Consider the following 24905-nt stretch of genomic DNA (forward strand, 5'->3'; position numbering starts at 1 on the left):
GTACTACTGAGGCATGACGACCGTCGAGAACACCCACCACATCCTGCCGGGAACACCCGAATGGGCCGATCTGCTGAGTACCATCGGAGCCGGATCCCGTGACCGAGACCTCAACGACGAGAATCCATTTGATCAGGTAGCGGCGTTGAAGCGGGCCGGTTTCGGCACCCTGCGCCTGCCGAAGGAGCTCGGAGGCGCGGGCCTGACCGTGCCCCAGCTGTTTTCGGCCGTGATCGACGTCGCCCGTGCCGATCCGATTGTCGCCCACATCTTCCGGGCGCACTTCTGGTTCGTCGAGGAGCGGCTGCGCGCGCAATCCCGCAGTTGGCTGGACCTGGCGGTCGCGGGCAAGATCTTCGGCAACGCCTTCAGCGAAAAGGGCGGCAATGCCGTCGGCAGCCTGGTGTTCAACACCCGCCTGCTGCCCCACCCCGAGGGCGGATTCCGTCTGGACGGTGAGAAGTACTACAGCACCGGCACGCTGTTCGCCGACTATCTGACCGCGACCGCCACCACCGACCACGATTCGGTGGCCACCGTGGTGGTGCCCGCCGACCGGCCAGGAGTCAAGATCATCGACGACTGGGACGGTTTCGGTCAGCGCCGGACCGGCACCGGGACCACCACATTCACCGGTGTCGCGGTGGCCGAGGACGAGGTGCTGGCCGACACCCCCTATGACGCCGAGCCGGTCCCGACCGTGCAGTACGCCTCACTGCAGCTCTACATCCATGCCGTGGTGGCCGGGGTACTGGCCAATGTGGTCGATGACGGCGTGGCGCTGCTGCGCTCCCGGCAGCGCAGCTTCAGCCACGCCGTTGCCGAGAGCCCGACCGACGACCCGCTGTTGCAGCGTCAGCTCGGCGAGCTCGCCAGTACCGCGCACGTGGCACGCATCGCGGTGCTGGACGCCGCCGCGGCCATCGGTGCGGCCACCGATTCGGAGATCAACGGTGTCCCGGACGCCGAACTGGCCGCCGAGGCGCAACTGCGGGTGGCCAAGGTCAAGGTGCATCTGGACACCATCGCCCCGGACGCCGCGTCCCGGCTGCTCGAGCTCGGCGGAGCCAGCGCCGCCAGCCGGACCCGCAACCTCGACCGGCACTGGCGCAACATCCGCACCATCACATTGCACAACCCGGTCGGGCTGAAGGCACGTGCCATCGGGCAGAACCTGCTGCACGACGCGCCGCTGCCCGCCAACGCATACTTCTGATCAGCGATTTGTGGAGCGCCACCCGCGCTCAGCGCGGGTGGCGCTCCACAAATCGCACGGAAAGGTGACCCAATCATGCCCAAGCAACTGCACCTCGGCGGATTCCAGATCGCATCCCAGGTGACCCACTCGCACGCCGCGTGGCGTCACCCGGGCAGTGACACCGACTTCACCAGCCCCGAGTACTACCACCGCATCGGGCGGATACTGGAGCGCGGCAAGTTCGACTTCGTGTTCTTCGCCGATCTGCTGGCCGCCCCGGCCCAGTACGGTCGCGATATCACCGAGCCGTTGCGTCGCGGCACGCAGGCGACCGCCACCCTGGACCCCTCGATCGTCGCGGCCAGCATCGGAGCGGTGACCTCCAAGCTGGGCGTGGCGATCACCAAGTCCGCCACCTTCTTTCATCCCTACGAACTGGCACGCATCTTCGCCAGCCTCGATCACCTCACCCGAGGGCGGGTGGCGTGGAATATCGTGACCTCCTTGACGGCCAGTGAGGCCCAGAACTTCGGGCAGGACAGCCACCTCGATCACGAACTCCGTTACGAGCGCGCCGAGGAGTTCCTGCGCGCCACCCTGGACTTGTGGTCCTCATGGGATCCCGATGCGCTGGTCGTCGACAAGGGCACCGGTGTGTTCGCCGACCCCGACAAGATCCGCCGCGTCGAGCACGACGGAAAATTCTTCCGCACCCGCGGCCCGCTGAACGTGCCCCGATCCCCGCAGGGTCGCCCGGTGCTCATCCAGGCCGGCTCGTCGAACACCGGCCGGGACTTCGCGGCCCGATGGGCCGAGGCCATCTTCGAGATCGACCCCACCCCGGAGGGCCGGCGCGCCTACTATGACGACATCAAGTCGCGGGCAAGCAATTTCGGCCGCAACCCCGATCAGGTGCTGATCTTCCCGGCATTCATCCCGTTCATCGGCGAGACCGAGTCGATCGCCCGCGAGAAGCAGGCGTTCCACAACGAGCTGGCCGATCCGATTTCCGGTCTGATCACGCTGAGTGTGCACACCGACCACGACTTCTCCAGATACGACCTGGACGCACCCGTCGAGGATGTCCAGGTGACCGGAACCCAGGGCTTGTTCGACACCGCCCGGCGGGTGGCCAACCGGGACAACCTGACCTTGCGCGATATCGGCAAGTGGTATGCCCAGGGGGTGCTGCTGCCACAGTTCGTCGGTACCGCCACCCAGGTCGCCGATCAGATCGAGGAGTCGTTCAGCGCGGGCGAGGCCGACGGCTTCATGGTGTCGGCCGCCCAGAGTCCGGGCACCTTCAACGATTTCGTCGACTACGTCGTGCCCGAGCTGCAGCGGCGCGGGTTGTTCCGCAGCGAGTACACCGGTGACACCCTGCGCGAGCACCTCGGCCTCGATACCGCGTCGGCCGGAGCAGGCCGGGTGGAGGCGGTCGCCTAGGTCACGACAACTAGGCGGTCAGCTCGATCAGCTGGGCGTCGTCGATGGCGGCGTACCGGTCGGGGCTGCAGGTCAGCACGATCACCTGACCGTCGCCGCCGACGGCGTCGAACACCGCGGCCATCTTGGTCAACCGCTCGGGGTCGGTGAAGCCGAGCGCGTCGTCGATGACGACGGGCACCGTGTCCTCCTTGGCCACCAGCGAGGCGCAGGCCAGCCGCGCGACGATACCCATCTGTTCCTTCGCGCCGCCGGAGAGAGATTCGTAGCCGACGGTGGTGCCGGCCAGCGTGCGGCTGCGGATGGTCAGATCGGTGTCGATATCGACCTCGAAGTCCGGCCCGAACACCAACCGCCCCAGCCGCTCGATCTCGGTCCGGAACGGCTGGACATAGCGCAGCCGGGCCGACTCACGATGGCGCATCATGACGGTACGCAACAACGCCGCCGCGCGGGCGCGACGACCGACCCGCAGGAACTCGCCGTGGGCGTGCTCACGTTCGGCCTCGGCGGCATCCAGCTCGCCGCGGCGTCCCTGACTGCCGTAGACCTTGAGCGCAGCGGAGATCTCGGCCAGTGCGGTGGCCACGGTCTCGCGCTCACCCAGCAGGGCCTCCAACGCCGCGGTGGCCGATCGGAGTTCTGCGGCAACGATATCCGGCTGCGCTGCGGCCAGTTCGCCCTCGAGGCGGGCCAGCTCCGCGGCCGCCCGGCCTGCCCGTTCGGCATCGGCCTCGGCCTGCAGGCTCAGCTGTTCGTCGGTCGCGGCCATCCGCGCGACCGTCAACCGCTGGGTGGCCGCGTCCAGCTCGGCCTGTACACCTTCGAGCTTCTGCCGCAGCATCCCGGCGGCAACGGCGGCGTCATTGCATTTCGCGGTGGCCGCGGCGACCACGTTGCGCCGCAGGGTCGCCTGCTCGACCGCTGCGGTGTGCGCCGACACGGCATCGGTAAGCGCGGCGCGCGCGGTATCGGTGTCGCCCAGATGACCCGTGGCCTCGGATCCTGCCGGCGGCCGGCCGGCGGTCAACTCGGCATGGCGAGCGCGCAACTGCGCCGCGGTCTCGTGGTCGGTGAGCGCGGCGACCGTGGCCTGGGCGGCGGACCGCGCGGCACGCAGCTCGCGGCGGCGCTCGTCGAGGGCGTGGGCTGCCGCCACATCGGCAACTGTGGCCCGCTCGAGTAGCTGTGCCAGCACCCGCTGCGCGGCATCCAGTTCGGCATGGGTCTGCAGCGCATCGGCACCCGGTGACACCCGGGCGCGCAGTACCCCTGGCACCTCGATCATGGTGGGCTCGGCGATCGCGGCGCCCCAGTCCGTACCGGCGGCCAGGTCGACGGCCGTGTCGCCGACGCGCACGGTGATATCGCCCAGCGCGACGAGTTCCACGTGCGCCGAGGCCAGTTCGGCCCGGCCCGCGGCGCGCTCCACCGCGCGGGCCGCGATGTCGATGTCCTTGACCAGGGCGTCGGTCATCGGATTGGCGGCCAACTCACCTTCGATGCCGGCGAGCTCACCGGTCACGCTGTCCAGCTTGGCGATCCGCGTGGCGAGCCTTGCCGCCTCGTCACGGGCCACGCATGCGGCCAGTTCGGTTCGTGCGGTGTCGACGGCCGCGGCGGCGGCCGCGGCGAGGGCGTCGGCCTGCTCGGCTTCGGCTTCGGCAGCCTCGACCACCTCACCCGCCAACCGATGCGCCTGCGCGGATTCGGCCGCAGTCGCCACCAGTTCCGCTGCCACAGTCGATCTTTCGTCGATATCGATGCGCAAACGACGGCGTTCGGTCACGGCGGCGGCCGCCGCGCTGTGCGCGGCACCGGCGGCCTCGGACAGCAACTTGGCGGTATCCCGGGCGGCCGCCAGAGTACGGACGGCCTCGGCGGACTGCTGCGCCGCGCCGCGCCGCGCCTGGGCGGTGCTGATCCGCTCGGCCAGCCCGGACAACTCCGTGGTCAGCACCGCGTGCCGGGCGACGGCCTGCTCGACCTCGTGCAGCGCGGCGGTGCATCGGGCCACGGCATCGTCTGCCGTGCGCAACCGAGACGTGGCGGCCGCCCAGACTCCGGTCGGCCTGCCGGTCGCGGTGAAGTACTCCAGGTACTCGCGCTCGATCTTGTCGATCAACAGCGGATCGGCATCACCGGCCGGCCCGCCGGGGGCGTCGGAGACCTCGGCGGCACCGTCTGCCGCGCCGGCCGCCACATCCAGTGCCCGCGACAGGGCATCGCAGCCCGAGAGGTCGACCGGTGCGGTCGCCGAGGCCTGCAGCACCCGCTGCGCCTGCCAGAGCGCGGTATCGACAGTCGCGTCGAGGATCGCCAACACCCGGTCATGGGCTTCGTCCCCGGTCAGCTGGCGACGGGTCGGCGCCAGCTCGGTGAGCACGGTCTCGGCCTTCTTGTGGAAACGTTTGCGATAGATGAATCGGTATGGCCCGGTGGAGATCTCGGCACTGACCTCGGCACCCACGTCGGCGTGGGTCGGCTTGACCGCCTTGACCTCCTTCTTCGACGAACGGTCCTTGACGGTCAGCAACAGGTCCAACGCCTCGATCATCGAGGACTTGCCGACCTCGTTGGCACCGCTGACCACCACGACACCACGCTCGGGGAATTCGATGTCGCGGTGCAGCACGCCGCGATAGTTGGTGAGGGTGAGCCGATGCAGCTTCACGCGACATTCCCCTGTCCGTGCGGCACGCTCAGGCGCAGCAGCAATGCCAGCGCCGAGCGCGCGTCGTCGGCATCGGTACCGTCGGCGCGCGCGGCGGCGACCAACTCCTGCACGGCCCCGGTGGCGAAACCGCCGATCGACAGCTCGTCGAACTCGCCGTCGGCGGGCAGCACTGCCAGGTCACAATGCCGGTCCCAGGTGCGCAGCGAGGCGAACAACCGGGCGTAGCGATCGAGGCAGTCGTCGAGTTCGGCCTTGTGCCCGATGGTCAGCGATCCAGTCAGCACCAAACGCACCACGGTGCGCTCCTTATCGGGTAACTGGTCGAGGTTGATGTCCAGCCCGGCGATATCACGGTCGTCGTTGACATCGTGGCGCAGTGTGATGAAGCGCCACCTGCCGACCCGGCGCGCGGTGACCTGCACGGGATGGGCGGGATCGTCCTCGTCGATATCGACCACCAGGACATGTCCCGGGTCGGTCTCGACATCGTCGTAATTGGTCACCTCGGGAGCGCCGGAGTACCAGACGCGTCCCGTCGAGCCGACCTCGGTCCGAGAGTGCCTGTCCCCCAACGCCACATAGTGCACCGCGCCGGCGGCCAGCGTCTCCTCCAGCGCGGCCAACCTGATCAGCGACGGCTTGGACGAATCGGGATCTAGGACGTCCACACCCCCGTGCGCGACCAGCACCCGGACCGTGCCGTCGGCAACCACACCCGCGGTGGCCGCGGCGGCCAGATCGGTGGTCGGGGCCTTGGAACGCCATGGGGCAGCGAGGATCTCCACACCGGGGCGCACCCGGAACACGCCGTCCCGGTCGAGAACCGTCACATTCGCCGGGCGCTCGGCGGCAAACAGCGTGCTGGTGTAGACCGAACCGGCGTCGAGCTGATCATGGTTGCCGGGCAACAGATACACCGGGACCTCGATGGCACGCATGGCCTCCAGCGCCAGGCTGACCTCCCGCGGTGAGAGCTGGTTGTCCTCGAAGACGTCACCGGCCACCACGACGAATTCGGCGCCCACCTCCGCGGCCAGCGCACCGAGCCCGGCGACCGCCTCACGCCGGGCGGCCCCGTAGCGGGACTGCGCTTCTCCACCGGCTGCGCTGAGGAAGTGGCGCGTCATCCCGAGTTGCCAGTCGGCAGTATGCAGAAAGCGCATCGGTGCACTCCCTTCCGTGTTCGTCTCCCGGTCCAGGAAAAGACCCAGCGGTGAGTCTAGGTCGGGCCCCCGACAAGTCCCGGGAGGTGCATCGGCATGGCCTCGCTGTCTTGACCTAGCCTGGTTGCGATGAGGACCCTGTTGTTGCTGCGCCACGCCAAGTCTGACTACCCGGCCGATACCGTCGATCACCAGCGACCGCTGGCCCCGCGCGGTGAGCGTGAGGCGGGACTGGCCGGCGAGTGGTTGCGGTCCCACGCACCGGCCGTCGACGCGGTGCTGTGTTCGACGGCCACCAGGACTCGGTTGACGCTGAAGCGCACCGGAATCGACGCACCGGTGAGTTTTGTCGACCGCCTCTATGACTCCACACCCGGGATCGTGCTGGCCGAGATCAACGACATCGGCGACGAGGTGTCCACGCTGCTGGTGGTCGGGCACGAGCCGGTGATGTCCGGTCTCGCACTCGGCCTGGCCGGTGACGACAGCGATCCCGCGACCGTGGCCGAGATCGAGTCGAAGTACCCGACCTCGGCGATATCACGGCTGGAGGTCAGCTGTTCGTGGCGCGACCTGCAGCTCGGCGGCGCACGCCTGGCCGAATTCCATGTACCCCGCTAGGAGGCACGTACCCGCTAGGAGTTGGTGGCCAGCGTCAGTTCCATGAGCTTGATCGCCATCCCGCAGGCATCGATGCCGGGTGCCTGCGGATTGACCCACCAGCCGACGACACCGCTGGCATCGCTGGCCACCCCGCAGGCGTTGGCGTCGGTGGGGTTACGCATGACGATCGACTGCACGCCGGCGATGCGGCGCTCCTCGACTCCGAACTTCAGCTCCTGGGCGACCTGGCGCTCGTAGTCCAGGCTGCCCATCTCGAACCAGAATCGGGTGATGTCGACCAGCCCGTTCGGGTTGGCTGCCTGCCAGCGGCACACCGCACCGACGAAGGTGCTCTGGATGTCGCGCGGGTCGGCGCCCACGGTCTCGGCAAGGATGTCCTCGGTCAGCACATCGCATTCTTTGAGCAGGTTCGGGTAGCTGCGCTGGGAGTCGTTGTTACGCGGCCCCGCACCCGAGGACTTGATCGCGGTGCCGTCGACCGCCCGCGAGCAGCCCTGCACCCCGAGCACCATCGTCAGCGCCGCGAGCAACGCCACAACCACCGTCAACGGACGCTTCATCATGCTCATCGCTGCGCATTCACAATCGATTGGCGGGTCAGTTCTTTGGCCACTTCACAGGCATCGGGGAACGGCTTCTGGGTGTAGCTCACCGACCACTCGATGAAGTCGTCGCCGAATCCGATGCCGACCTCGCAGAGGTTCCGGCCGAGCACCAGGTCCTCGCCGATGCCGACGAAACCGTCATGTCCTTCGATGCTGACATCCTCGACGCTGGCCCGCGAGAGCTCCATGGTCTTACGTTCACGGCCCATCGGACTGCCGCGGAAGTGCGTGAACGAGAAGTGCGGGCCGATGATGCCGCCACCGACGAGCCACTGGCACCCCACCGAGGTGCGCGCGGTGTTGACCAGCCCACGGACCTGGGTCAACTGGGCGATGGTCTCATCGCTGATGCCACCGCACTCGGGGAACACCGGCCCGTGCTGGGCCTCCGGGGCGGACTCCGTTGTCGAGGGCACCGAGGGTGTACTCGGGCTCTCGGAGTCCGAACACGCGACGACGACGGGCAGCACCGCAGTGGCGACAACCAGCATCTTCGCCGCGCAGCTGAGTCGGGCGTCACCGCGTCGGAAGATCACGACATGCACTGTAGCGGCCGACCCGCACCACACCGTTGACATACGGACTGACCTGCCTTTTCGTGTCTCGGCCGATGAGCGGTCCGGACAGCACGGTGTGCAAGAGTGACCACATGCTGCTGGCACTGGTCCGCCACCACGTGCGGCCCTACCGCGGGCTGCTCGCGGTGGTGGCGGTGCTGCAGGTCATCAGCACCCTGGCATCGCTGTACCTGCCGACGGTCAACGCCGCCATCATCGACGACGGCGTGGCCAAGGGTGACACCGGCCGCATCGTCGACCTCGGCCTGGTGATGCTCGGGGTGACCGCACTGCAGGTGGTGTGCGCGGTGGGCGCGGTGTTCTTCGGGTCCCGGGCCGCGATCGGGTTCGGCCGTGATCTGCGCGCCGCCATCTTCGGCCATGTCCTGACGTTCTCGGCCACCGAGAGCGCCCGGTTCGGTGCGCCGACACTGCTCACCCGGACCACCAACGATGTCCAGCAGATCCAGCTGCTGGTGCAGATGACGGCGACGATGCTGATCACCGCGCCGATCATGGGCGTCGGCGGTATCGCGATGGCGATCCACCAGGACGCCGGCCTGTCGTGGCTGCTGCTGGTCAGTGTGCCGGTCCTGGCGGTGGCGAACTGGTGGGTGGTGTCCAAGCTGCTGCCGATCTTCCGGTCGATGCAGCGGCTGATCGACAACATCAACCGGGTGATGCGCGAACAACTCGCCGGTATCAGGGTGGTCCGCGCATTCGCCAGGGAACCGCTGGAGCGAGAACGTTTCGCCGAGGCCAATACCGCACTGACCGATACCGCACTGGTCGCCGGGCGATGGCAGGCGCTGATGCTGCCCGCGACGACGCTGGTGATCAACATCTCCAGCGTCGCGTTGATCTGGTTCGGGGGCCAGCGCATCGATACCGGCCAGATGCAGGTCGGCTCGTTGATCGCGTTCCTGGCCTATTTCATGCAGATCCTGATGGCGGTGGTGATGGCCACCCTGCTGCTGGTGCTGCTGCCACGCGCCTCGGCATGCGCGGAGCGGATCACCGAGGTGCTGTCCACCGTCGCGCAGATCGGCAATCCCGCCGAGCCCGTCGACGGCACCGGTCTGCGCGGTGAGATCACGCTGGAAAATGCCACATTCAGCTATCCGGGCGCCGACCGTGCTGTCGTGCAAGGAGTCTCGCTGACCGCCCGGCCCGGCACCGTGACGGCGATCGTGGGAAGCACCGGGTCGGGAAAGTCGACGCTGCTGTCGCTGATCTGCCGGCTCTACGATGTGACGGGCGGAGCAGCCCGCCTCGACGGCGTCGACGTGCGCGACTATGACACCGAGGATCTCTGGGGGGCCGTCGGCCTGGTGCCCCAGCGCGGTTACCTGTTCTCCGGAACCGTCGCCGACAACCTGCGGTACGGCAAGGCCGACGCCGATGACGACGAGATGTGGGACGCGTTGCGGGTGGCCGCCGCCGACGATTTCGTGCGCGCTCATCCCGACGGTCTGAACATGCGGGTGGCCCAGGGGGGCATCAACTTCTCCGGTGGTCAGCGGCAACGACTGGCCATCGCCCGCGCGGTGATCCGCCGTCCCGCGGTGTACCTGTTCGACGACGCCTTCTCGGCGCTGGACACCCGCACCGACGCCAGGGTGCAGACCGCGCTGCGGCAGGTGTCCGGGTCGGCCACCGTCGTCATCGTCTCGCAGCGGATCAGCACCGTGGCGCAGGCCGATCAGGTGATCGTCGTCGAGGACGGCATCGTGGTGGGCAGCGGCACCCACGAGTCGCTGCTGCAGACCTGCCGGACATATGGGGAATTCGTGGATTCCCAGACGGTGGGGATCGCATGACGCGCCCGACGCGCGGGATGCAACCGCCGACCGTCCGCTCCCGCGATTTCACCGGTTCGGCGCTGCGACTACTCAAACGGCTGACCCCGCAACGCATGTTGACCGCGACGGTGATCATGCTGGCCGTCGGCGGCATCGCGATCGGTGTGATCGGCCCACGAATCCTCGGCCACGCCACCGACCTGCTGTTCGACGGTGTCATCGGCCGTGGACTGCCGGCCGGGCTGAGCAAGGAGGAGGCGATCGCCGCCGCCAGGGCCCGCGGTGACGACACCCTGGCCGACCTGTTGACCCGGATGAACGTCATACCCGGCAACGGGGTCGATTTCACCGCGGTCGCGCACACCCTGCTGCTTGCGCTCGGGCTGTATCTGGTTGCCGCCCTGCTGGTCTGGCTGCAGGCACGCATCCTCAACGTGGTGGTGCAGCGCACCATGATGACGCTGCGCGCCGATATCCAGCAGAAGGTGCACCGGTTGCCGCTGTCCTATGTGGACGGCCGCCAGCGCGGCGAACTGCTCAGCCGCGTCACCAATGACGTCGACAATGTGCAGTCCACGCTGGGCATGGCGATCAGCCAGCTGCTCACCTCGGCGCTGACGGTGCTGGCCGTGCTGGTGGCGATGCTGACGATCTCCCCGCTGCTGACGGCGCTGACCGTGCTCACCGTCCCGCTGTCGCTGTGGGCGACCCGCGCCATCGCCCGCCGGTCGGCGAAGCTGTTCGCCGAGCAGTGGGCCAACACCGGCCGGCTCAACGCCCATATCGAGGAGACCTACAGCGGTTTCACCGTCGTGAAGACCTACGGCCACCGGGCCGCCGCAGGCCGGCAGTTCGACACGCTCAACGCCGATGTGCACCGCACCAGCCTTGCCGCGCAGTTCCTTTCCGGGTTGGTCGGGCCTGCCACCACCTTCATCGGCAACCTCAGCTACGTCGCCGTCGCGGTGGTCGGTGGCATCCAGGTGGCCACCGGGCAGATCACGCTGGGCAGCATCCAGGCCTTCATCCAGTACGTCCGCCAGTTCAACCAGCCGCTGACGCAGGTCGCCGCGATGTACAACGCGCTACAGTCCGGGATTGCCAGCGCGGAGCGGATTTTCGAAGTGCTCGACGCCGAGGAGGAGCCCTCGGACGCGCCGCCGTCCACCCGGCCGGCCGGCCCTGGTCGGGTGCGGTTCGAGCGGGTGTCCTTCGGCTACCGGCCGGGCTCCCCCGTCATCGACGAGCTGTCGATGATCGCCGAGCCCGGCTCCACCGTCGCGATCGTCGGGCCGACCGGAGCCGGTAAGACCACGCTGGTGAACCTGCTGATGCGGTTCTACGACGCCGACTCCGGCCGGATCACCATCGACGATGTCGACATCGCGACCATGCCGCGGGCCGATCTGCGTTCGCGGATCGGCATGGTGCTGCAGGACACCTGGCTGTTCAGCGGGACCGTCTACGACAACATCGCCTACGGGCGACCCGATGCCGATGCCGACGAGGTGCACGCGGCCGCCCGGGCCGCCCACGTCGACCGGTTCGTGCGAACGCTGCCGCTGGGCTACCAGACCCGCGTCGGCGATGACGGCGGTGCGATCAGTGCCGGTGAGAAACAGCTGATCACCATCGCCAGAGCGGTGCTGGCCCGACCCCAGCTGTTGATCCTCGACGAGGCGACCAGCTCGGTGGACACCCGCACCGAACTGCTGATCCAACAGGCAATGGCCGAGTTGCGCAGGGATCGGACGAGTTTCATCATCGCCCACCGGCTGTCCACGATCCGCGACGCCGACCAGATCCTGGTGATGGAGGCCGGCCGCATCGTGGAGCGCGGCACCCATGCCGAGCTGCTGGCCCGGCGCGGCGAGTACTGGGAGATGGCCCGGGCCTGACGGCTCAGCGCTTGACGAGCACCGCAACTCCCCCGCCGAGAACCAGCGCCACCAACAGCAGTGCCGCCCAGCCGGCCCCCGCGAGCCACCACACCGCGATCAACCCGATGATCGCCGGCGAGGCCAGGAACAACACCATGCCCGGATGCTGCTTGACCACCGCCAGCGCGCTTCTCCCCCGGACCCGATCGATCTCGTCAGCTGCCATGCGACCCAGCATGCCAGCGTGAGGTGATTGGATGGGTGGTGATCGGATACTGGACGAGACGATTGATGTCGAGGAGCACACGGTGAGTGGTCAGTGGTTGCGGGATCCCGAGGGACGCTACGAGTACCGCTGGTACGACGGGCAGAACTGGACCGACCAGGTATCCCACCAGGGCCAGGTGTTCGCGTCCCCGCTGGGCCCGCCGCCGGGCGCCGGCGGCCATCCGCAGGACGAGCAGCAGGCCGCGCCAGTACGCCAGGATCCCCAACCGCAGGGCGGCGGTGACGGGTTCAGCGGTATCAGCGGTGACCTGATCGACGGCCGGTTCAGCGAGAAGGAGTCGTCGGCGATCGCGCTCCAGAACGAGCGGCTGCTACGGGTCCGGGTCGGCGAACCGTTCATGGCCCGGCAGGGCTCCATGGTCGCCTACCAGGGCAACGTCGATTTCGCCTTCGAGGGCGGCGGGGCCGGCAAGTTCCTCAAGAAGGCACTGACCGGCGAAGGCCTTCCACTGATGCGCGTCCAGGGCCAGGGTGATGTGTTCCTGGCCGAGCAGGCCAACTACGTGCACCTGCTGCAGCTGACGAACTCGGGGCTGTCGATCAGCGGTAAGAACGTGCTGGCCTTCTCGGCGAGCCTGGACTGGAACATCGAGCGGGTCAAGGGCGGCAGCATCGCCGTCGGTGGCCTGTTCAACACCACTCTGCGAGGCAGTGGGTGGGTTGCCCTGACCACCGACGGACCGCCGGTGGTGCTCAATGCCGCCGAGGCGCCGACCTACGCCGACACCAACGCGGTGGTGGCCTGGTCGGCGAACCTGCAGACCCAGCTCAAGACCAGCTTCAAGGCGGGTGCCCTGATCGGTCGCGGCTCCGGTGAGGCCGTGCAGGTCGCCTTCCACGGCCAGGGATTCGTGATCGTGCAGCCCTCAGAGGGCATCACCATCCCCGTGCAATAGTCAGAGGCTGTCCAGAATCGACTTCATCTCGTCGATCTCCTTCTGCTGACTGTCGATGATGGCCCGGGCCAGGTCGACGGCCTGCGGGTACTGTCCGCCGTCGATCTCGCTCTGCGCCATGGTGACCGCACCCTCGTGGTGTCCGATCATCTGCTCCAGGAACAGCTTGGTGGCCTCCGGGCCCGGTGCCGCGCGCAGCTTCTCGATATCGGCGGGTGAGACCATGCCGTCCATCGAACCGTGGTCCATGGCGGGCATCGGCGGGTTGCCCCATTGGTCCAGCCAGCCCTGCATCTGCTCGATCTCGGGCGCCTGCGCGGCGCGGATCTGCTCGGCCAGCGTGACCACCCGTGGATCCACGTCGGGCTTGGCCAGCAGGATGTCGACCATCTCCACGGCTTGGCTGTGGTGCGGAATCATGTGCTGGGCGAATGCGACGTCGTCACCGTTGTGCGTGCCGGCGTCGGGACCCGGGTTTGCCCCGCTGCCATCGTGACTGGTGTTGTGACCGCTCTCCTGACCGGTGTCGTGGCCGTGGTCGGTGTGACCGTCGGCGGCGGGTTCGGACTGACTGGTACAGCCTGCCAGTAGCAGGACGGCGGCCGCTCCCGTTGCGATCGCCATCGCCGTTTTCCTCATCGATGTGTTCCTCCCTACAGACGTGGACGTAGACGTTTACCCATACCCCCTACCGGTATACCATGGCGGCATGAGCATCGTCCTTCACGTCCACGGTATGACCTGTGGCCATTGCGTAAAGTCCATCACCGCCGCGCTCACCGCCGTCGAGGGTGTGACCTCGGTGGATGTCGATCTGAGCGCGGGAACCGTCACCGTGGCAGGCAGCGCGGCGACCGAATCCCTCGCGGCCGCCATCGAGGACGCCGGCTACGACGTGGCCGTACCGGCCTGAACCGACCGGCGGGCGCCCGCACGCCGCCACCCCCACCACAACGCCAGAGAACCGGAGGCGAGATGAGTACCGTCACCCTCGACGTCGGCGGCATGACCTGCGCATCGTGCGCGGCCCGAATAGAGAAGCGACTCAACCGGATCGACGGTGTCGAAGCCAGCGTCAACTTCGCCACCGAACAGGCGCGGGTCGACTACCCCGACACCGTCACACCGGAGGATCTCGTCGCCGCCGTCGAGGCCACCGGGTACACCGCCGCGGTGCCCGCCGCCCGGACCGACAGGACCGAAACCGACGACACCGCAACCGAACCCGACGAGTCCGCACCCTGGCGGCAGCGGCTGTTGATCTCGGCGGCATTGTCCCTGCCGGTGGTCGCACTGTCGATGATCCCGGTACTGCAGTTCGACAACTGGCAATGGCTGACCCTCACCCTGGCCTCCCCGGTGGTGGTATGGGGTGCCTGGCCGTTCCACCGGGCCGCCTGGACCAACCTGCGCCACGGGGCGGCCACCATGGACACGCTCATCTCGGTGGGCGTGATTGCGGCCTACGTCTGGTCGGTGTGGGCGCTGTTCTTCACCCATGCCGGCATGCCCGGTATGAAGATGCCGTTCGAGTTCATCTCGCGCAGCAACGAACCGCATCTCTACCTCGAGGTCGCCGCCGCCGTGACGACCTTCCTGCTGGCCGGGCGCTATTTCGAGGCGCGGGCCAAACGGCAGTCCGGTGCCGCGCTGCGGGCGCTGCTGCACATGGGCGCCAAGGATGTGGCCGTGCTGCGCCCCGGGGCGAGCGGAGCGACGGGGAAAAACACCGGGGCGAGCGAAGCGACGGGGGAAAACACCGGGGCTGGTGAGATCCGCATCCCCATAACGCAACTCGCCGTCGGGGACACGTTCGTGGTGCGCCCCGGCGAGAAGATCGCCACCGACGGCGTGGTGACCGCGGGCACCTCGGCCGTCGACGCGTCGATGCTCACCGGTGAGTCGGTGCCGTTCGAGGTCACCGTCGGCGATCCGGTGGTCGGTGCGTGCGTGAACGTGTCCGGGCGGCTGGAGGTCCGCGCCACCCACGTCGGCGCCGACACCCAACTGGCGCAGATGGCCCGCCTGGTCACCGATGCCCAGAGCGGTAAGGCCGACGTGCAGCGGCTGGCCGACCGGGTTTCGGCGGTCTTCGTCCCGATCGTGCTGGTGTTGTCGCTGGCCACTCTGGTGGGCTGGTTGTTGGCCGGAGGTGCGCCGGCCGCCGCCTTCACCGCGGCGGTTGCCGTGCTGATCATCGCCTGCCCATGCGCCCTGGGCCTGGCCACGCCGACGGCGCTGCTGGTCGGTACGGGCCGCGGCGCCCAGTTGGGCATCCTGATCAAGGGACCTCAGATCCTGGAATCCACTCGCCGGGTGGACACCATCGTTCTGGACAAGACCGGGACCGTGACCACCGGCCGGATGTCGGTGGTCGACGTGCACGTCGCCGACGGCGAGAACGCCGACGAGATCCTCAGATCGGTCGGCGCGTTGGAGCACGGCTCCGAACATCCGATCGCGCGCGCTGTCAGCGAGTATGCGGCCCGGCGCGGCCCGCTGCCCGCGGTCGAGGGGTTCACCAATCACGGCGGTCTCGGCGTCACCGGGGTGGTCGAGAACAGGGCGGTGGCCGCCGGCCGGATCAGCTGGCTGCGCGCGGACTGGTCGCTGGATGCACCGCAGCGCCTGGTGCGGCTCGCCGATGAGGCTGCCACCCATGGACATACCCCGATCTGGTTCGCCTCCGACGGGCAGATCCGCGCCGTCATCGTGGTGGCAGACACGATCAAAGACACCGCCGCCGAAGCGATTTCCGGATTTCGTGCGCTCGGCCTGACCCCGATCCTGTTGACCGGTGACAACCGCCGGGCCGCCGAATCGGTGGCCGGCCAACTGGGTATCGAACGCGTGGTCGCCGAGGTCCTGCCCGCGGGAAAGGTCGACGTGATCACCGCGCTGCAGGCCGAGGGTCATGTCGTCGCCATGGTGGGCGACGGTGTCAACGACGCACCCGCGCTGGCCACCGCCGATCTCGGCCTGGCGATGGGCACCGGCACCGATGTTGCCATCGAAGCATCGGATCTGACCCTGGTGCGCGGGGATCTACGTGCCGCCGTCGATGCCATTCGGCTGTCCCGCGCCACGCTGGGCACCATCAAGGGCAATCTGTTCTGGGCGTTCGCCTACAACGTCGCGGCGTTACCGCTGGCCGCGGTCGGCCTGCTCAACCCGATCATCGCCGGCGCCGCGATGGCCTTCAGTTCGGTGTTCGTGGTGAGCAACAGCCTGCGGCTGCGCCGGTTCTCGCCGAGCACGGACTCCGCAGGCGGTCGGGTCGGCTAACCGGGGCCGTAGCGCGCCCGGAACAGCTTGACCTCGTCCTTGATGCCCTTGAGCCGTTTGGCGCCCGCGAAGGACCACTCGATGCCGGCGTCCTCGCCGATGGCATCGTGCACCGCCTCGGTGACCAGCACGGCGCCGGGCCGGGCCGCGCCGGTGACTCGGCTGGCCAGATTGACCGGGCTGCCGAACCAGTCGCCGGCCCGGTTGACCGCCTTCCCCGAGGCCAAACCCACCCGCAGTCGGGGGAATTCGTCATCGGCACCCGCGGCTTCCAGCAGCGCCAGCACCGCCGTCAACAACGCCATCGGTTCGGGACTGACCAGCATCACGGCATCGCCGATCGACTTGACGAATCGCACCGGCGGCGCGACCACCTCGTGTGTGGTCTGCACCAGCCGGTTGGCCAGGCCTTCGAGTTCCTCGGGCGGCACCGCCTCGCCCAGCTTGGTGAAGCCCACCAGATCGGCGAACGCGACGGTCACCTCTCGGGCACCCGGTAGTGGCCGTCCCTCGGCACGCTCGCCCGCGGTCACCGCATCGGACTCCATGGTGCGGCGCAGTTCCAGGCGCAGCATGTCCTCGATCAGCGGGCCGAGCAGCGGGTTGACCTGTCGCAACAACGCTTCGGACGCGACCGCGACATCCAGCTCGCTGACCCCGGGGGCCATGACCGCCGCCATCGAGGTGAACCGCATCGCCTCGGCCGTCTTGGACAATCCGTCGGCGAGCGCCCTCACGACCAGGACGATATTGTCCTCGTCGATACCCATGTCGGCGAATTGCTTTGCATAGCGGGCTATCTCACCATCGACACGCAGGTGCGCAGGCTCGTCGACATCGTCGACCCGTGGCAGGCCAAGGGCCCGCTGAACCCGCTGCAGCAGCTCCAGATCGATCCCGATGTTCTCGCAGATCTCGCGGGCGGACACATAATCGCCGTCATCGCCCAGGATCCGGCGCGACGCCAACAGGACCGGTTCGTCGCAGTCGCGGATCTGTTCGACCGTGACGCCCTGGTCCAGCAACCATGGGATCAGTTCGGCCCGGTCGGCACGGGCCTGGCCGGTCAACCCGTCGAGCAGGCCGGAGGCCTCGACGTCGAAGTCGATATCGGAGTTGCTACCCACCGGGCCAACCTATACCGGAGGCGGGCAAGATCGGGGCGGTGAGCGACGTGCTGCACGGCCTTGCGCCCATCATCGGCGCGCACCCCACCATCCTGGTGTTGGGGAACATGCCCAGCGCACTGTCCCTGGAGCATCGGCAGTACTACGGCAATCCGCGCAACGCGTTCTGGCGGATCTGCGCCGACATCTACGGTTTCGAGCCGGACGCACCCTACCCGCACCGCGCGGCGGCACTGGCCGGGCACGGCGTCGCGGTGTGGGATGTGCTGAAGTCGTGCCGGCGGATCGGCAGCCTCGACTCGGCCATCGAGCCGGCCAGCATGGTGGCCAACGATATCGGCGCACTGCTGGCCGACCACCCCGGCATCGGCCGGCTGGTGTTCAACGGCAAGGCCGCCGAACGCAACCATCGCAGGCTGGTCGTCGATGCGCCGGACCTGCCGATCGTGCAACTACCGTCCACCAGCCCGGCGCACACGATGGCCTATGCCGAGAAGTTGCGGCACTGGCGGGACGCACTCGGCTGACCGCGGGACGGACAGACCGGCCGGGGCGGGCGGATACGGTGTCTGCATGTCCTGCGTGTTCTGCGCCATCATCGCCGGTGAGGCGCCCGCCGTCCGCATCCACGAGGATGACGACCTGCTGGCGATCCTCGACATCCGCCCCTTCACCCGCGGCCACACCCTGGTGATCCCCAAGACCCACAGCGTCGATCTGACCGACACCGCACCCGACACCGTCGCGGCGATGGCGGCACTGGGCCAGCGCATCGCCCGCGCCGCCAGGCGCTCCGGGCTGCACGCCGACGGCAACAACATCGCCATCAACGATGGCAAAGCGGCGTTCCAGACGGTGTTCCACATTCACCTGCATGTCGTGCCGCGCCGTGCCGGCGACAAACTGAGTTTCGCCAAGGGCATGCTGGTACGCCGCGACCCCGACCGCGAGGAGTCCGGGCGACTGTTGCGCACCGCACTGGCAGAACTCGACGCGGCCGAGCAGGATTGACCCATGAGCATGCCGCCATGGGAGCGATACATCGGGCTTCCGCTGCTGTTGTTGCACGACAAGTTGTACAAGGCCACCGACGGCCGGATCGGCCACACGATCCCGTTCGGCCCGAAGGCCCTGATCCTGCACACCGTCGGCGCCAAGACCGGACTGGCCCGGGCCAACGCGTTGACCTACGCCCGCGACGGCGCGGACTACCTGGTGGTGGCCTCCAAGGGCGGCGAGCCCAAGGCACCCGGCTGGTATCACAATCTGAAGGCCAACCCTCAGGTCGAGATCAACGTCGGTCCGCGGCGCATTCCGGTGACGGCCAGGGCCGTGTTTCCCGGCGATCCCGATTTCGACCGGTTGTGGCGGATCGTCAACGATATGCGCGGTAACAAAGACCGCTACATCGGCTATCAGAAGCGCACTTCGCGGCCCATCCCGGTGATCGTGCTGAGCCCCTAGAGCAGTTCCTTGGCCAACAGCTCCAGGGTGCGCTCGCGGGCCGGCGCGGTGCCTGCCGCGGTGCCGGCGAACGCCGACGCGACGGGGTTCACCATCACCTCGTCGACGTCGAATTCCGCTGCCAGCGCCCGCATCTGATCGGCCGCGCCGGCGGCGTCCCCGACGACGGTGCGCGCCACCGACGAGTCGATGATCAACTGCTCCTGCGCCGATACCGAAGTGGCCTCGGCGGCCTCGACCAGATCCAGCGGCCCGAGCGGACGGCCGGTACGCAACCGGCCCATCATCTGCAGATTCGGCAGCAGCAACCGGTGCGCCTCCTCGGCGGTGTCGGCCACCGACGCATTGACGGTCAGGAAGGTCCGCGGCGCGGAAAGCTCGGGGCTGGGCCGGAATTCGGCACGATAGGCGGCCAGCGCCTCGGCGGTCCCCTGCCCGGAGAAGTGGTTGGCGAACACGTAGGGCAGCCCCTTGGCGGCGGCCAGGTGCGCCGAATACATCGACGAACCCAACAGCCACAACGTGCACTCCCCGACCGCGGCCGGAGTCGCCTTGAGGGTGTAGTCCTGCTGGGCCAGCATCCCGCGCGACAGTCCCACCCGCGCCCCACCGGTGCTCATCAGGGCCGCGACATGGTCGAGGTACTCGGGAAACCGCTCGATGTCCTCGTCGTTGGCGGCACGGGCCCCGCGCAGCGCCATCGATGTCACCGGGTCGGATCCCGGCGCCCGGCCGATGCCCAGGTCGACACGGCCGGGGGCCATCGCCTCCAGCAGGGCGAACTGTTCGGCGACCGCCAGCGGCGCATGGTTGGGCAACATCACCCCACCCGACCCCAGCCGGATCCGCTCGGTCTGGTTGGCCAGATAGGCCAGCAGCACCGGCGGGCTGGTGGCCGCCACGGCGGGCATGTTGTGGTGTTCGGCCACCCAGTAGCGGGTGAAGCCCAACCGATCGGCGGTCTGGGCGACCTGCACGGTCGCCGCCACCGCGTCGGCGGTGCTCTGATCGGTACGGACAGGAACGAGGTCCAGGACAGATAGACGCATTAGTGGTTCAACGTCGCCGCGGTCCCGTTTCGTTCCCCGCGATCCGGGCCGCTGTGGTGAAGACATCATCGAGCATCGCCGGGGTCAGCCGGCCGGTGAACATGTTCTGTTGGCTGGGGTGATAGCAGCCCAACAGCACCGCGCCGGAGGTCAATCGCACCTGCACACCGTGGCCGAACACCGGCTTGGGCCCCGCGGCCAGCTCGTCGGCCACCAGCCCGGCCGCCACCTGCCAGGCGAATCCGCCGAGGGCCACCACCACCCGCACCGACGGTCTGACCCGCTGCCACTCCGCGGTGAGCCACGGCGCACAGGTGGTCCGCTCCTGCGGGGTCGGCTTGTTGGCCGGGGGCGCGCACCGCACCGGCGCGACGATCCGGACCGCCTCGGTGCTCAGCCCGTCGGCGGCGTCGACGCTGACCCCGGCGCTGACCAATCCGGCCCGGAACAGCGCCGCGAACAACTGATCGCCGGAGCGGTCCCCGGTGAAGACCCGGCCGGTGCGATTGGCGCCGTGCGCGGCCGGTGCCAATCCGACGATCAGCACCCGCGGGCGGCGCGCACCCCAGCCGGGGATGGGCCTGCCCCAGTACGGCTGGTCGGCGAACGCGCGGCGCTTCTGCACGGCGACGTCCTCACGCCAGGTCACCAGTCGCGGACATGCCCGGCAGACACTGACCTCGGCGTCCAGGATCGGCAGCGAGCGCGCCCCGGCGGCCAGCACCTCGACATCGGCGGCGGCACGCGCCACCGGAGTGGTCCGCTTGGCGGGGTCCCCCGGCCAGCCCGAGCCGGCAGGCACCGGCGAACTGAACGGCTGCCCGGTGCGCGGATGCGGCAGTTTCGGCTCTTTTCCAGGCATCGATCCATCCTGCCCCGCGGTCGGTAAATCGGTCGCGGGGACGCCGATACCGCTGCTACATTTCGCCGCGATAGCCATGCAGACCCCCAGCCGAGGCCCGGCGTACCTCATCTTGTTCGCCGCGCTGATGGCCGGCGCCGGCAACGGCATCTCCATGGTCGCGTTCCCGTGGCTGGTGTTGCAGCGCAACGGGTCGGCATGGGAGGCATCGCTGGTCGCGATGGCCGGGACCCTGCCCCTGCTGGCATCGACTGTCATCGCGGGTGCGGCGGTGGACTATATCGGCCGCCGCCGGGTCTCGATGATCTCCGATGCGCTGTCGGGGCTTTCGGTGGCCGCCGTACCGGTGATCGCGTTGGTATTCGGGGTGGACGCCGTCAACGTCGCGGTGCTGGCCGCGCTGGCGGCACTCGGCGCGGCCTTCGACCCGGCGGGGATGACCGCCCGCGAGACCATGCTGCCCGAGGCCGCAACGCGCGCCCGGTGGACCCTCGATCACGCCAACAGCGTCTACGAGGCGGTCTTCAACCTGGCCTATATCGTCGGTCCGGGCATCGGCGGCATGCTGATCGCCACCGTCGGCGGTATCGAGACGATGTGGGTGACCGCGGCCGCGTTCGGCTGCTCGATCCTGGCCGTCTCGGTGCTGCGCCTCGACGGCGTCGGACCACCGGACCGCTCCCAGCTGCCCGAACAGGTCTGGGCCGGTGTCCTCGAGGGCCTGCGCTTCGTCTGGAACCTCAAGGTGCTGCGCACCCTGGCGTTGATCGACCTGGCGGTGACCGGCCTCTACATGCCGATGGAGGCGGTGCTGTTCCCGAAGTACTTCACCGACCGCGACGAACCCGCCCAACTGGGCTGGGTGCTGATGGCCCTCTCGATCGGCGGGCTGGTCGGCGCGCTCAGCTATGCGGTGCTGTCGAAGTACATGAAACGGCGCACCACCATGCTGATCGCAGTCATCACCCTGGGCGTCGCGATGACGATCATCGCGTTCCTGCCGCCGCTGCCGTTGATCCTCGGGCTCTCGGCGATCGTCGGCTTCGTCTACGGACCGATCCAACCGATCTACAACTACGTCATGCAGACCAACGCTCCGGCACATCTGCGTGGCCGGGTGGTCGGGGTGATGGGTTCGCTGGCCTACGCGGCCGGACCGCTGGGACTGTTGCTGGCGGGTCCGTTGGCCGATTCCGCGGGGCTGCACGCCACCTTCCTAGCGCTGGCGGTGCCGATGTTGCTGATCGGCCTGGTCGCCATCGGGTTGCCCGCGCTGCGCGACCTCGACCGCGATCGCGGCGTCGACCGGTAGTGCGCCCCGCGCCGGAACCGGAACTGCCGCCGTGCCCGACGTGGATCGCCGACTAGGCTTTGCGAGTGCGGTTGAAGTGGCCACTGGTGGGACGAGCGGCGGAGATCCAGACGATCCGCCAGGCCGTCACGTCCCCGGAGCTGCGCGGCATCGTGGTGTCCGGGCCCGCCGGCGTCGGCAAGAGCAGGCTGACACGCGATGCGCTGCAGGGTAGCTCGGCACGGTGGATCGTCGGCACCACGGCGGCGCGCACCCTGCCGCTGGGCGCCTTTGCCGAATGGGCCCCCGACCCCGATGGTGACCGGTTGCAGTTGGTGCGCGGCGTCATCGACGCCGTGACGGCCACCCCGACCGGCGAACCGGCGGTCATCGGTGTCGACGACGCCCATCTGCTCGACGAGCTGTCCGCGTTCGTGCTGCATCAGATAGTGCAGCGCGGCGCCGGCCGCGTCGTGCTCACCGTGCGCGATGGCGAACCGGTCCCCGACACCGTCCGCGAGATATGGAAGGACCATCCGTTCGATCGGCTGGAGCTCCGTCCACTGCGCCAGCCCGACAGTTCCGCGCTGCTGACGGCGGTGCTCGGCGGAACCGTCGACGAGTCTGCGGCGCAACGCCTTTGGGATCTGACCCAGGGAAATGCGCTCTACTTGCGCAATATCGTCGAACACGAACTCGCCGAGGGCAGGCTGGTGTCACGCGAGGGCCGCTGGCAATGGCTGGGCCGCCCGGTGCTGCCGACCGGCCTTGTCGAGCTGATCGAATCCCGGTTTCGTGATCTCGAGCCCTCGGTCGGTGAGGCCATCGACGCCCTGGCCGTCGCCGAACCACTCGAACTCGCGGTTCTGCAACGGGTCACCTCGGTCGACGCGGTCGAAGCGGCCAATGTCCGCGAACTGGTGGTGCTGCAGGACACCGCCGAGGGGGTACAGGCCCGCATCGCGCATCCGCTCTACGGCGAACTGCGGCGCAGCCGCTGCCCGGCGGCCACCCTGCGCCGACTTCGTGGTCGCATCGCCACGGAGTTGACCACCCGCAACCAGGCCGACGACCTGCGGGCGACGGTCCGGCGCGCCACCCTGCTCATCGACTCGGACCTGGCCCCCGATCCCGACCTGCTGGTGCGGGCCACCCGCGGTGCCATCAGACTTGCAGACCTCGCGCTGGCCGAGCGGTTGGCGACGGCCGCCCAACAGGCCGGCGCGGGCCCGGAGGCCACCTACCTTCGGGCGCACGCGCTGTCCTGGCTGTTCCGTGGGCAAGAAGCCGAGGACATTCTGGCGGCGTTGGACACCACGACGCTGTCCGACACCCAACGCGCCGGGTTCGCCCACCTGCGCGCCTCCAACCTGCTCTGGGCGCTGCACCGACCCCACGACGCCAAGGCCCACGCCGACGCGGTCGCCGCGGGCCTCGACCCGGCAGGCAGGCAGTGGCTGGACGCCTTCCGCACCGTGTACTGGTTTGCCATGGACCGGCCCGATGACGCCGAGCGGGTGGCCGAATCGGTCGACCTCGGCGCCCTGCCGGAGGTGCTGCGCGCCGAGACCGCATGGGCCTTGGCCACCATCGCCGCCGACGCCGGCCGGATGACCGCGGCCGGCGAGCTCGTTGCACTGGGCTACCGGACCGCGGCGCACGGTGCCTTCGACACACCCCACATCAGGTTCAACCTCGCCGACTCCGAGCTGACCGCCCTGGTGCTGGCCGGCCGGATCCAGGATGCCCGGCAGGTGGCCGAGCGGGTCGTCTCCGAGGCCACCGATCTTCCCGGCACCGCGCACTCCCTCGGCCCGGCCATAGCCGCCCGCGCCGCGCTGGCGGACGGTGACATCATCGGGGCGACAACGCTTTTCCAACAGATCTCCGCGGTGATGGCCGGACATGAGAAAGGGTGGGGTTTCCGCTACGACATCGCCCATGCGACGGCGTTGGCCATGCGGGGCGCGGCCGATGATGCCGAGGCCATCCTCGACCGGCTCGATACGCTGGACCGCCCCTTCCGCCCGTTGCGCTACGAGCGTGCGGTGGCCCGTGCCTGGGTGGCGGCCGCGCGCGGCTGGGTCAGCCAGGCCACCGCGACCCTGTCGACGGCCGCGCACCAAGCCGGTGCCGAGCACAGGTTCGCCGCCGAGGTCTGGTGCCGACAGTTGGCCACCCAGTTCGGCGACCGCAGCCACGCCGAACGGCTGACCGAACTCGGCGACCTGGTGGAAGGCCCACGGGCCGGCCTGGCCGCCCGGTTCGCCACCGCGCTGCGCGCCGGTGATGCGGCCGAACTGTGCTCGGTGTCAGAGGAATTCGAGAAGATCGGCGACCGCGTCGCCGCGCTCGACGCCGCCGCCCACGCGGCGACGATCTTCCGCAATCAGGATAAGCGAGGATCGGGCCTGACCTGTTCGACCCGCGCGGACGCCCTGGCCGCCGAGTGCGGCGTGCGCACCCCGACCAAGGAGTCGGCCAGCGAGGAGATACCGCTGACCGGCCGGGAACGGGAGGTGGTCGCCGTGCTGGCGGCGGTGACACCGCTGCCGAGCAATCGCGATATCGCCGACCGGCTGAGCCTGTCGATCCGGACCGTCGAGGGCCACATCTACCGTGCGATGAACAAGACCGGCACCACGACCCGCGAAGAGCTGGCCGAACTGCTGCGCCGGCGCCGCCCATAGA

The 24905-nt window shown here is 68.8% G+C and carries 22 protein-coding genes; 13 read left to right on the plus strand and 9 right to left on the minus strand.

Annotation, left to right across the window (positions count from 1 at the left end; all coding sequences use genetic code 11):
• Window positions 1-13: 13 nt before the first annotated feature.
• Window positions 14-1216: an acyl-CoA dehydrogenase family protein gene (locus FBY28_RS06480; protein ID WP_141865251.1), complete on the plus strand. Its 1203-nt coding sequence runs from the start codon at window positions 14-16 to the stop codon at window positions 1214-1216.
• 75 nt (window positions 1217-1291) lie between these two features.
• A complete protein-coding gene (locus tag FBY28_RS06485; protein ID WP_141865253.1) occupies window positions 1292-2644 on the plus strand; it encodes an LLM class flavin-dependent oxidoreductase in 1353 nt (450 codons plus the stop codon).
• A gap of 10 nt (window positions 2645-2654) precedes the next feature.
• Here FBY28_RS06485 and FBY28_RS06490 read toward each other — a convergent pair whose 3' ends face one another.
• Together FBY28_RS06490 and FBY28_RS06495 are read right to left on the minus strand one after the other, a co-directional pair.
• Window positions 2655-5318 (minus strand): AAA family ATPase, encoded by a 2664-nt coding sequence (locus tag FBY28_RS06490; protein ID WP_141865255.1) that lies wholly within the window; start codon window positions 5316-5318, stop codon window positions 2655-2657.
• Entirely contained in the window at window positions 5315-6484 is a 1170-nt protein-coding gene (locus tag FBY28_RS06495; RefSeq protein WP_141865258.1) for a metallophosphoesterase family protein, read from the minus strand. The genes FBY28_RS06490 and FBY28_RS06495 overlap by 4 nt, the downstream gene beginning before the upstream one ends.
• Window positions 6485-6613: 129 nt before the next feature.
• Here FBY28_RS06495 and FBY28_RS06500 point away from each other — a divergent pair, with 129 nt between their 5' ends.
• On the plus strand, window positions 6614-7105 hold the full coding sequence (locus tag FBY28_RS06500; RefSeq protein ID WP_141865260.1) for a SixA phosphatase family protein: 492 nt from the start codon (window positions 6614-6616) through the stop codon (window positions 7103-7105).
• 14 nt (window positions 7106-7119) lie between these two features.
• On the opposite strand, the gene FBY28_RS06505 is transcribed toward FBY28_RS06500, so the two are convergent.
• A complete protein-coding gene (locus tag FBY28_RS06505; RefSeq protein WP_030136079.1) occupies window positions 7120-7677 on the minus strand; it encodes a DUF3558 domain-containing protein in 558 nt (185 codons plus the stop codon).
• Window positions 7674-8249, minus strand: a complete 576-nt coding sequence (locus tag FBY28_RS06510) for a DUF3558 domain-containing protein (protein ID WP_216847531.1) — start codon at window positions 8247-8249, stop codon at window positions 7674-7676. The genes FBY28_RS06505 and FBY28_RS06510 overlap by 4 nt, the downstream gene beginning before the upstream one ends.
• Window positions 8250-8362: 113 nt before the next feature.
• Here FBY28_RS06510 and FBY28_RS06515 point away from each other — a divergent pair, with 113 nt between their 5' ends.
• Together FBY28_RS06515 and FBY28_RS06520 are read left to right on the plus strand one after the other, a co-directional pair.
• Entirely contained in the window at window positions 8363-10090 is a 1728-nt protein-coding gene (locus FBY28_RS06515) for an ABC transporter ATP-binding protein (protein ID WP_174241788.1), read from the plus strand.
• Complete coding sequence (locus FBY28_RS06520; RefSeq protein ID WP_141865264.1) at window positions 10087-11970, plus strand: ABC transporter ATP-binding protein; 1884 nt, start codon at window positions 10087-10089, stop codon at window positions 11968-11970. The genes FBY28_RS06515 and FBY28_RS06520 overlap by 4 nt, the downstream gene beginning before the upstream one ends.
• 4 nt (window positions 11971-11974) lie before the next feature.
• Here FBY28_RS06520 and FBY28_RS06525 read toward each other — a convergent pair whose 3' ends face one another.
• A complete protein-coding gene (locus FBY28_RS06525; protein WP_036462010.1) occupies window positions 11975-12178 on the minus strand; it encodes a hypothetical protein in 204 nt (67 codons plus the stop codon).
• Between the two features lie 31 nt (window positions 12179-12209).
• Between FBY28_RS06525 and FBY28_RS06530 the strand changes: the two genes are divergently transcribed.
• Window positions 12210-13136: an AIM24 family protein gene (locus FBY28_RS06530; protein ID WP_216847532.1), complete on the plus strand. Its 927-nt coding sequence runs from the start codon at window positions 12210-12212 to the stop codon at window positions 13134-13136.
• Here FBY28_RS06530 and FBY28_RS06535 read toward each other — a convergent pair whose 3' ends face one another.
• On the minus strand, window positions 13137-13760 hold the full coding sequence (locus tag FBY28_RS06535; protein WP_141865268.1) for a DUF305 domain-containing protein: 624 nt from the start codon (window positions 13758-13760) through the stop codon (window positions 13137-13139).
• A gap of 85 nt (window positions 13761-13845) precedes the next feature.
• Between FBY28_RS06535 and FBY28_RS06540 the strand changes: the two genes are divergently transcribed.
• Both FBY28_RS06540 and FBY28_RS06545 read left to right on the plus strand, forming a co-directional pair.
• The gene (locus tag FBY28_RS06540; RefSeq protein WP_141865270.1) at window positions 13846-14049 is read left to right on the plus strand and encodes a cation transporter; all 204 of its coding nucleotides are present in this window, start codon (window positions 13846-13848) and stop codon (window positions 14047-14049) included.
• A gap of 62 nt (window positions 14050-14111) precedes the next feature.
• A complete protein-coding gene (locus FBY28_RS06545; RefSeq protein ID WP_141865272.1) occupies window positions 14112-16421 on the plus strand; it encodes a heavy metal translocating P-type ATPase in 2310 nt (769 codons plus the stop codon).
• Here FBY28_RS06545 and FBY28_RS06550 read toward each other — a convergent pair.
• A complete protein-coding gene (locus tag FBY28_RS06550; RefSeq protein ID WP_141865274.1) occupies window positions 16418-17548 on the minus strand; it encodes an adenylate/guanylate cyclase domain-containing protein in 1131 nt (376 codons plus the stop codon). The two genes, FBY28_RS06545 and FBY28_RS06550, sit on opposite strands and share 4 nt — an antisense overlap.
• A 38-nt stretch (window positions 17549-17586) precedes the next feature.
• On the opposite strand from FBY28_RS06550, the gene FBY28_RS06555 reads away from it, so the two are divergent.
• From FBY28_RS06555 to FBY28_RS06565, 3 genes are read left to right on the plus strand one after another with little or no spacing between them, the layout of a single operon-like run.
• Complete coding sequence (locus FBY28_RS06555) at window positions 17587-18075, plus strand: DNA-deoxyinosine glycosylase (RefSeq protein WP_174241548.1); 489 nt, start codon at window positions 17587-17589, stop codon at window positions 18073-18075.
• Between the two features lie 46 nt (window positions 18076-18121).
• Window positions 18122-18559 (plus strand): HIT family protein, encoded by a 438-nt coding sequence (locus FBY28_RS06560; RefSeq protein ID WP_030136090.1) that lies wholly within the window; start codon window positions 18122-18124, stop codon window positions 18557-18559.
• Between the two features lie 3 nt (window positions 18560-18562).
• Window positions 18563-19012: a nitroreductase family deazaflavin-dependent oxidoreductase gene (locus FBY28_RS06565; RefSeq protein WP_174241549.1), complete on the plus strand. Its 450-nt coding sequence runs from the start codon at window positions 18563-18565 to the stop codon at window positions 19010-19012.
• On the opposite strand, the gene FBY28_RS06570 is transcribed toward FBY28_RS06565, so the two are convergent.
• Together FBY28_RS06570 and FBY28_RS06575 are read right to left on the minus strand one after the other, a co-directional pair.
• A complete protein-coding gene (locus tag FBY28_RS06570) occupies window positions 19009-20061 on the minus strand; it encodes an LLM class flavin-dependent oxidoreductase (RefSeq protein WP_141865276.1) in 1053 nt (350 codons plus the stop codon). The two genes, FBY28_RS06565 and FBY28_RS06570, sit on opposite strands and share 4 nt — an antisense overlap.
• A 7-nt stretch (window positions 20062-20068) precedes the next feature.
• Entirely contained in the window at window positions 20069-20923 is an 855-nt protein-coding gene (locus FBY28_RS06575; protein WP_141865278.1) for a uracil-DNA glycosylase, read from the minus strand.
• 76 nt (window positions 20924-20999) lie between these two features.
• Between FBY28_RS06575 and tap the strand changes: the two genes are divergently transcribed.
• Complete coding sequence (gene tap, locus FBY28_RS06580; RefSeq protein ID WP_141865280.1) at window positions 21000-22235, plus strand: multidrug efflux MFS transporter Tap; 1236 nt, start codon at window positions 21000-21002, stop codon at window positions 22233-22235.
• 65 nt (window positions 22236-22300) lie between these two features.
• Window positions 22301-24904, plus strand: a complete 2604-nt coding sequence (locus FBY28_RS06585) for an AAA family ATPase (RefSeq protein WP_141865282.1) — start codon at window positions 22301-22303, stop codon at window positions 24902-24904.
• The last annotated feature ends 1 nt before the right edge of the window (window position 24905 follow it).

Source organism: Arthrobacter sp. SLBN-53 (assembly GCF_006715585.1).
Classification (GTDB): domain Bacteria; phylum Actinomycetota; class Actinomycetes; order Mycobacteriales; family Mycobacteriaceae; genus Mycobacterium; species Mycobacterium neoaurum_A.

Excerpts from the sequence above, each read along its gene's own strand:
- FBY28_RS06530 (WP_216847532.1), top strand. The coding sequence starts at position 12,210 with ATGGGTGGTGATCGGATACTGGACGAGACGATTGATGTCGAGGAGCAC.
- FBY28_RS06540 (WP_141865270.1), top strand. The coding sequence starts at position 13,846 with ATGAGCATCGTCCTTCACGTCCACGGTATGACCTGTGGCCATTGCGTA.
- FBY28_RS06575 (WP_141865278.1), bottom strand. The coding sequence starts at position 20,923 with ATGCCTGGAAAAGAGCCGAAACTGCCGCATCCGCGCACCGGGCAGCCG.
- FBY28_RS06520 (WP_141865264.1), top strand. The coding sequence starts at position 10,087 with ATGACGCGCCCGACGCGCGGGATGCAACCGCCGACCGTCCGCTCCCGC.
- FBY28_RS06480 (WP_141865251.1), top strand. The coding sequence starts at position 14 with ATGACGACCGTCGAGAACACCCACCACATCCTGCCGGGAACACCCGAA.
- FBY28_RS06525 (WP_036462010.1), bottom strand. The coding sequence starts at position 12,178 with ATGGCAGCTGACGAGATCGATCGGGTCCGGGGGAGAAGCGCGCTGGCG.
- FBY28_RS06560 (WP_030136090.1), top strand. The coding sequence starts at position 18,122 with ATGTCCTGCGTGTTCTGCGCCATCATCGCCGGTGAGGCGCCCGCCGTC.
- FBY28_RS06545 (WP_141865272.1), top strand. The coding sequence starts at position 14,112 with ATGAGTACCGTCACCCTCGACGTCGGCGGCATGACCTGCGCATCGTGC.
- FBY28_RS06515 (WP_174241788.1), top strand. The coding sequence starts at position 8,363 with ATGCTGCTGGCACTGGTCCGCCACCACGTGCGGCCCTACCGCGGGCTG.
- tap (WP_141865280.1), top strand. The coding sequence starts at position 21,000 with ATGCAGACCCCCAGCCGAGGCCCGGCGTACCTCATCTTGTTCGCCGCG.
- FBY28_RS06505 (WP_030136079.1), bottom strand. The coding sequence starts at position 7,677 with ATGAGCATGATGAAGCGTCCGTTGACGGTGGTTGTGGCGTTGCTCGCG.
- FBY28_RS06535 (WP_141865268.1), bottom strand. The coding sequence starts at position 13,760 with ATGGCGATCGCAACGGGAGCGGCCGCCGTCCTGCTACTGGCAGGCTGT.
- FBY28_RS06495 (WP_141865258.1), bottom strand. The coding sequence starts at position 6,484 with ATGCGCTTTCTGCATACTGCCGACTGGCAACTCGGGATGACGCGCCAC.
- FBY28_RS06500 (WP_141865260.1), top strand. The coding sequence starts at position 6,614 with ATGAGGACCCTGTTGTTGCTGCGCCACGCCAAGTCTGACTACCCGGCC.
- FBY28_RS06565 (WP_174241549.1), top strand. The coding sequence starts at position 18,563 with ATGAGCATGCCGCCATGGGAGCGATACATCGGGCTTCCGCTGCTGTTG.
- FBY28_RS06570 (WP_141865276.1), bottom strand. The coding sequence starts at position 20,061 with ATGCGTCTATCTGTCCTGGACCTCGTTCCTGTCCGTACCGATCAGAGC.
- FBY28_RS06485 (WP_141865253.1), top strand. The coding sequence starts at position 1,292 with ATGCCCAAGCAACTGCACCTCGGCGGATTCCAGATCGCATCCCAGGTG.